The sequence below is a fragment of the uncultured Mucilaginibacter sp. genome (assembly GCF_903913935.1).
Lineage (GTDB): Bacteria > Bacteroidota > Bacteroidia > Sphingobacteriales > Sphingobacteriaceae > Mucilaginibacter.
This window is the reverse complement of record NZ_CAIWNH010000090.1, coordinates 1-5,581: the sequence shown is the minus strand read 5'-3', so window position 1 is coordinate 5,581 and position 5,581 is coordinate 1. Positions and strand designations below refer to the sequence as shown.

Below are 5,581 nucleotides of genomic sequence, written 5' to 3'. Positions count from 1 at the left end.
ATGTACCAATTCGTGTAAAGCGGTAGCATAATATAACTCGGGCTTCTCAAATTCATCCTTGCCCGGCATATGAATGGTATCAGATGCCCGTTCATAGTTGGTCACCAGCCCTTCCGGCTCCAATTTCACCCCACTGCTATCCAGGATGGCCTGTGCCCTTTCTGTCGGGCTTAATTCCTGCGCTTTGGGTTTTAGTTCCTTGAGGTTGGTTAAGTCTTTCCCGTTAAACAACCAGGCATCTACCTTTACCGGTTCCTCCAGTTTGACTCTTTCCATTTTTGGCTTGCCATTCTCCTTAACAACAGGCTGGCCATTTTCAGTCGCCTGCTGAAGTTTGTTGTCGGAGTAAAACTCGATCAGTGTGCCGTGCGCGCCTTTCTTTACCGGGGTTTTGTTGTAGCCGGCCTGGTCATAGGATAGCCAGCGGGGGTCGCGGCGGTTCTGCATCAGCAGCACCAGGGCAGTTGCGCCTTTATAGGACTGCTTGGTCTTGGCATTGATCGGCATCACAAACTGCGAAGTGCCATCTTCTTTCATTGGTTTGGTAAAGATGGACCTTCCATCTTTAAGCAGGTTTACCATCCTGTCGCTGATCTGTTCGGGCAGCGGTTTATAGGTTTCGCTCATATCATTTAATGATTAAATTGTTAAGATTATTCTTGATGATAGCCAATAAAAAGGCTAAAGGATCAATGAAGTGACCCTGAAATTTGACTGCAAAATGCAGGTGCTCCCCGGTAACCCTCCCGGTTGAACCGGTAACTCCCAGGGCAGTCATGGATAAAACACTGTCACCTTGCATTACAAAAAGTTGAGATAAATGACCGTAGACGGTTTGCAATTCACCATGCCGCAAACGGACAAAAATGCCCAGTAGCGGATCAAAGCCGATGTTTTCGACCAATCCTGGCAGCACTGCATAAATGGTATCGTCCCGGGCACGCAGATCAACGCCAGCATGGAAAGCGTATCTTCCGGTCAGCGGGTGAACACGATTCCCATAAGCGGATGTCAGCTGCAAATGCTTCAGCGGCAGGCAAGCTTGCGCCTGTAAATAAACGGGCAATAAAAGCGTTATTGCGGCCAACACGCAGCGGTTCAAACATCCCATAAGTTGATTTAATTATTTTTTTATAACCGGCCTGGTAATGGCTTTAGTAGGCGGCAATACCGGTGCGGTTTTCCGGAATTTTTTAATGATGGCTTCTACATCATTATTGATGCCGACGAAGTTTTTGCGGAGTATTTCTTCTTTCTTGTCGCCAAAGTTGTAATAAACCGGCAGGTCGCGGTATCCTTTTTCCTCCTGCCAGATGGCTTCACTATCGAGGTTGATGCGGCAATTAACAGCCGAAGTCTCAAATTTACCGGTATAATTTTCCTGCGCATCCGCAGCGATAAGTCCAACCATCTCCCCGGTATTCAATGCAGCCATCTTACCGGCAGGTATTAAAGCTTCCAGTTTCTCCTGTAAGGAAGTAGAGGTTTTATTGCGGTCAATCGAAAGGCTTTCGCCGATTTGCTTGGATTTACCGAAAAGCCTTTCCAGCCAATCCAACGTTTCTTTATTGCGTACAGAACCGGCCAGTACATTGCCTACCACGGATGTTATCGTTGCTGCAGTTTCTTTACCGTATTGTTGATTGAACTGGGGCAACTCCTGTAAACCCATCAAAATCGCCACCTTATTGGAACGCGCCACCGCGATCAGGTTCTCTATTTTATGCGTGTATAAAGTGGGTATTTCGTCGATGATCAGCGCAGACGGCAAATTGCCTTTGTTATTGATCAGTTTGGTCAGACGGTTCAGGACGACTGAATAACAGGCCGAATTGATGTTCTGTGTATTTGGGTCATTAGCGATGACCAGCACACCCGGTGTAGAGGGATCGGAAATCTTTAAATTAAAATCATCACCGGAGAATACCCAAAAACTTTCCTTAGTCGCCAGCCGGCTGATGAAAATTTTGAGGGTGCCGACCTGGCCTTCTAACTGGTCAAATGCTTTCGCCAAAAAGGCGCTTTTAAATGGTGACAATAAGGAAACCAGTTCAGGTTCGGAAAAAAGCGTATTAAAAATATCCTCGTAAGAATGGTTCAAAAAGGAAAGCACATGCGGCAGGCTGGAGTATTTACCTTTTTCATATTTGCTGAAAAAGAAAACACAGGCCGCTAAAAAGTTAATCGCGGATTGGGTAAAAAACTGGTCGCTTCCGCCTGATTTGTCGCCTTTCTTCATGGCTTCCACCAGCCCTTCTGCACTTTCAGAGGCATCCGCCAGCGTTTTCAAATAATCGCTGCGCCAGGGATTTGTACGCCTGCTTTTTTCCGGGTCATTCAGGTTAATGACATGAAATCCGTGTTGCTTGCATTTTCCCTGCTGTTTGGCCAATAAATAATGATAATACGCCACCTTGCCCAGGTCAGGAAATTTATAATCGTAAACACAACAGCAGAACTCTTTGGCAATCAGTTGCCGGATAAAAGGGTTCACCACTCCATAGGACTTGCCAGAACCGGGCGTGCCGATTAAAATGGTGCCCCTGAAGGGATTAACAATATTGATATAGCCGTCCCATACCTTTTGTTTGAAATAAAACTGCATCGGGATATTGACGGAATATGGTGTCACCAGCGCCTTGACCGGCTGCATAAAGCTTTCGCCTTCCACGTTCCATTTATCCTTACCCAGGCCGGAGCGGATCATTTTGGATATATTGTCCATCGACACGCTGATCATCATCGCGCCGATTACGGAGCAAATCATATACCCAAGGTTGAACCAGGTGGTGTAAGCAAACACAATACCCGATGGCCTATTGTAATAGAGGATACTCCCAAAAAACAAAAACAGGCCGATGACCAATGGATAAAGGATGTGTTTTTTTGAATCAAGTTCGGTGTTCTTTTTTGCCAGCGTTCCGATACTGACCAGGCAAATCAACAGTAATGTCGACAACTTGCTGTAAATCAATTGCTGGTAAATAGCAATCTGGCTAAGCTTGTTCAGCGCATGGGCGAAGACGCCCCAGAACGGCGCTGCCGGGTAAAGAAAAACACAAAATTCCAATGCGATAGACACGTAGATCATACATTGCATAAAGCCATGCAGCTTATGCTGTTCGTGAGTTTCCTCCATGATGTGATTTGATTTTTAATGGTATAGAGGGAGCCCTTTGGGGTTCTTCCATAGGATATTTGTTTTTTAACGGCTGGAAGGACGGCTTCGCCGTTCGTCCATATTGATTACTAATTAAGCGGAACTATGTCTGCATTAAGTATATCCTTATAGGGGATTTCCAGCTTGATCACCCTGCCTGAAAGCTGCCTTTCGTTGAGTTCGATATGCAATACTTTATTGCCGGGAAAGGTTAGTTTCTTTAATACAATGATGTTTCGATAGGTTTTTTGAAAAAGATGCTGGTTAAACAGCTCAAAGACAGGTTTTAATTCGACCGATTGTACATTGCTGGCTTTGGTAACCTTTTTGTCATCAATCTTAAAACGGAACTCATCGATGTCATAGGTCAGGTTGGTTTTATTCTTGTAGCCCAGGTCAATAAAAATATAATCATCGGCGGTGTAAAGATGGTACAGCGAAGCCTTCATGCCAAATGCTTTCGTATGTTCTATATCCTTACGCTGGCCCTTACAAAACAGGTTGAGCGAAATGGCCCTCATCTGCGGCTGCGATAAGCCGATCCCTGAAATATCCAGCGGCCGGGTATCCATTGGCTGTATTTCGACCTTCGCATTTTCGGTCGAAGTAACCGGCCACAAGTGGTATTGTGCAATAAATTTCTCTCCGGCAATGGTGACAATGGCATCCGAATAGCAAAAGTCTTTGAAGCGTAGGCGTAGTACGTTTGGCAATGCCAAATCGCCTTCAATGTCTTTGTTAGAAATATCCACATATTGGATAGGCTCTGGCGAGATAAAATGCAGGTCGCCTTTGACCGGCAGGTGAACTTCAGGCAGCTTGTCCTGTGCACTGACTGTGCCAGTTGCCAGTAATAAAATTACAAGTAGTTTTTTCATGATTTTTAATTGGTTTTTTTCGTGATTTATTTTTTTTCAGTGGTACTCAAGAGGGCTCCGCCGTTTGCGGCTTGGGCCGCATCGTTATCGATTAAATAGAGGTAAGAATTGTATTTGATCTTCGCTTTGTTTTTGCGGATCACGCCCGCTATGGCGGAAGAGGTGGATTGGAATATTTTATCTACCGAACTCATCATCAGTTGGCTGGCTGCCGTGCCTGTGCCATCGCTATTGAGCGTCACGCCCTGCACCGTATTAGTGCCGAGGTCCTTGGTGAAATCCCGGAAGGCTGATTCGGGAACATATAGTCCCTGTAAACCGTCCAGGTCATAGATTTCCAGCTTGACGGGCAATATTTTGTCCTGATAAATAATTGATCTGACCGCAAGCGTTACCCGCTGGCCGGAAAAACCGGTGATCAGTGCATATAAATAAGTGTCTTTTTTAATCAGGTAGCGGCCAACGTTCATGTCATCCAGCAACCGCAACCTTATTCTTGAACTGGCATAACCCGTTAAGTTTTCGTCAATGACCACTTTGATCGGATCAATTTCCTTTTCCGGAATGACCGTATTAAAATCACCACTTACCTGATTTAACTTTCGCACCGGCAGGTCAGGCTCAGCCGCGCGTAAGGCTTCCCTTTTTGCCAGCGCCTCTTTTTTCGCCTTTTCGGCTTTAACTGCCGGGTCATTGGCTTTGTTTACACTGTCGAGATATGTCATTTGCTCCCGGAAAGTCGCCATTGGATCCTTTTCACTGGCCTGGACCGCTGAGTTCTGACCGGCCTGCTTTTCTTTTTGCCTGGAAGACAAGTTATTCAAGGCGTCGGCCAGTTGCCGGTCCCTTCCTGAAACATTTCCAGCGGACCAGGAATGTCGCTGATTAATCAACGGCCGGCTGCTGAACCTGCGTTTCATCACGCTGTCAATGGAGTCCAATTGTCTTTTTTGCTGATTACTGTACGGATTATTTATGGCGTTGTTTGCCGCCCCGTCTGAAGGGATCGGATTCACCGCCGTATTACCGTCGGCTTCCTTATAGCGGTCCCGGTAGGCATCCAGTTTATCGTCCAGGTCCTTTTTTTTGACCTCAGGGGAAACCTCGCCTACCGAGCCATTGATCCCTGTCAGTTGTTTTGTTTCCTTTTTATTTTTTGCGCTGCCGCTATGGTAGACATAAAAAAACAAACAGAGGAATGGCAGCGCGATCAAGGGCAGCACATATTTGGGTTGTTTAAAATTGATTTTCATCTTATTTTTAATTGTTTTTTGATGGCAAGATGGAGCTCGCATGATATATTGTTAATTTCAGGCATCATGCTCGGTTCATTTTCTTGAATTGAATTGGTGATTGATCTGTTGAAACCTGTCAAGCGCTTTTTCTAACACCAGGCTGTCCTTTGAATTGAGTTGCTCTTTGCCGGACAGGCTGTCGATCTGTTTTTTGAGCAGCGTCATTTCGCGGATAGTTGATGCGGTCTGCATGATCCGGTCGAAACCGTTTGAAACAGGCGAGATAGCATTCGGCGGTTTTTTTAGCT

At 45.7% G+C, this 5,581-nt stretch carries 6 protein-coding genes; all 6 read right to left on the bottom strand.

Annotated features, from left to right (window positions below; translation table 11 throughout):
- On the bottom strand, positions 1-627 hold a 627-nt coding region (locus QZY09_RS03500), incomplete at its 3' end, for an ArdC-like ssDNA-binding domain-containing protein (protein WP_295668079.1).
- 1 nt (position 628) lies between these two features.
- Positions 629-1,111, bottom strand: a complete 483-nt coding sequence (locus QZY09_RS03495; protein ID WP_295668077.1) for a M23 family metallopeptidase — start codon at positions 1,109-1,111, stop codon at positions 629-631.
- A gap of 12 nt (positions 1,112-1,123) precedes the next feature.
- Positions 1,124-3,139 (bottom strand): type IV secretion system DNA-binding domain-containing protein, encoded by a 2,016-nt coding sequence (locus QZY09_RS03490; RefSeq protein WP_295668074.1) that lies wholly within the window; start codon positions 3,137-3,139, stop codon positions 1,124-1,126.
- 110 nt (positions 3,140-3,249) lie between these two features.
- Positions 3,250-4,038, bottom strand: coding sequence for a DUF4138 domain-containing protein (locus tag QZY09_RS03485; protein ID WP_295668071.1), 789 nt, complete (start codon positions 4,036-4,038; stop codon positions 3,250-3,252).
- Positions 4,039-4,064: 26 nt separating this feature from the next.
- Entirely contained in the window at positions 4,065-5,291 is a 1,227-nt protein-coding gene (gene traM, locus QZY09_RS03480) for a conjugative transposon protein TraM (protein WP_295668068.1), read from the bottom strand.
- Between the two features lie 75 nt (positions 5,292-5,366).
- A partial coding sequence (locus QZY09_RS03475) for a hypothetical protein (protein WP_295668066.1) occupies positions 5,367-5,581 on the bottom strand: 215 nt, incomplete at its 5' end.

What these genes read in the sequence shown, in the direction of transcription:
- QZY09_RS03495 (WP_295668077.1), bottom strand. Translation starts at nt 1,111, where the DNA reads ATGGGATGTTTGAACCGCTGCGTGTTGGCCGCAATAACGCTTTTATTG.
- QZY09_RS03490 (WP_295668074.1), bottom strand. Translation starts at nt 3,139, where the DNA reads ATGGAGGAAACTCACGAACAGCATAAGCTGCATGGCTTTATGCAATGT.
- QZY09_RS03485 (WP_295668071.1), bottom strand. Translation starts at nt 4,038, where the DNA reads ATGAAAAAACTACTTGTAATTTTATTACTGGCAACTGGCACAGTCAGT.
- traM (WP_295668068.1), bottom strand. Translation starts at nt 5,291, where the DNA reads ATGAAAATCAATTTTAAACAACCCAAATATGTGCTGCCCTTGATCGCG.